The sequence below is a fragment of the Pantoea dispersa genome (assembly GCF_035783935.1).
GTDB classification, from domain to species: Bacteria; Pseudomonadota; Gammaproteobacteria; order Enterobacterales; family Enterobacteriaceae; genus Pantoea; species Pantoea dispersa_C.
This window is the reverse complement of sequence record NZ_JALKOV010000030.1, coordinates 1-1,211: the sequence shown is the minus strand read 5'-3', so window position 1 is coordinate 1,211 and position 1,211 is coordinate 1. Positions and strand designations below refer to the sequence as shown.

The window sequence follows — 1,211 nt, the reverse complement described above, 5'->3', positions numbered from 1 at the left end:
AATGGCGCCCCTTATATCCCGATCATTCTCCTCCGGGTATGATGATCCCCGACTGATCATCGGGAAGTTGCTGGTGAGATGGGGGCGCCCCCTGGGCATAAAGCCTGCTTCGTAGATTCATCCCCGGCAACTTAACTCCCGCCTTCAAGACCGGACGGTATCCTGTGCCTCGAGCACGCATCCATAAGGATGGTCATGGCGGTTTCCCTGTGCTGTTAAGGAGAATCTATGCAAACCCGTATGCCTGTCGGCATTGATATTGCCTCCGGAAAGTTTGATGTGGCCGTCTGGAAAGGCGACACGTCTTACAAAACCAAAGTCTTTCCCAACACCCCTAAGGGCTTTATCGCCCTGAAAAAATGGCTGGAGCCGTTCGGCTGCTGCCATATCTGCATGGAGGCTACCGGCGCGTACAGTGAGCCGCTGGCCACCTTCCTGCACGACGAAGGCTATGATGTCAGCGTGGAAAATCCCGCGCGCATCAGGCGCTTCGGACAGGCGGAGCTGAGCCGTAACAAGACGGATAAAGACGATGCGCGCATGATAGCGCGCTACTGTAAACTGCACGGCCCGTCGCTGTGGCAGCCGGCGCCGCTGAATGAACGCAGGCTGAAGGCGCTGGTGAAGCGCCTGACGAATCTTCAGGAAATGCGGCAGATGGAAGAGAACCGGCTGGAGGTCTCGGATGCGGTGGTGCAGCCCTCAATCCGCGTGGTCATTGCGGCGCTGGATGCGCAGATAGACGAAACGAAGCGGGCAATAAACGACCATATCGACAATGATCCGGGCCTTAAAAAGAACAGGGAACTGCTGGAATCCATCCCGGGCATCGCGGGCGTGCTGAGCAGCACGATGCTGGCGTATCTGGGGGACATGTCGAGGTTCAGCAGCAGCAAGGCGCTTGTGGCGTGGGTGGGTCTGAATCCGATGCGGCAGGAGTCCGGTGAGTGGAAGGGAAAAAGCAGGATATCGAAGATGGGCAACAGCGCGATGCGCAAGGCCCTGTACATGCCTGCGATAGTGGCGATGAAGTGGAATCCGGCGGTGAGTGCGCTGAAGAAACGGCTGGATGCGGGTAAGAAAACGGGAAAAGTCGTGGTGTGCGCGGCGATGAAGAAGCTGCTGCAGCTGGCTTATGGCGTGCTGAAATCGGGTCGTCCGTTCGATGCCGAAATATGTCTTGCCAGGTAACCGGCAAGACGGTATCTACA

1 protein-coding gene is annotated in these 1,211 nt (G+C 57.4%); it reads left to right on the top strand.

The window, feature by feature from the left end:
- Positions 1-228 precede the first annotated feature (228 nt).
- Entirely contained in the window at positions 229-1,191 is a 963-nt protein-coding gene (locus tag MXF20_RS23190) for an IS110 family transposase (protein ID WP_104189859.1), read from the top strand.
- The last annotated feature ends 20 nt before the right edge of the window (positions 1,192-1,211 follow it).

What these genes read in the sequence shown, in the direction of transcription:
- MXF20_RS23190 (WP_104189859.1), top strand. Translation starts at nt 229, where the DNA reads ATGCAAACCCGTATGCCTGTCGGCATTGATATTGCCTCCGGAAAGTTT.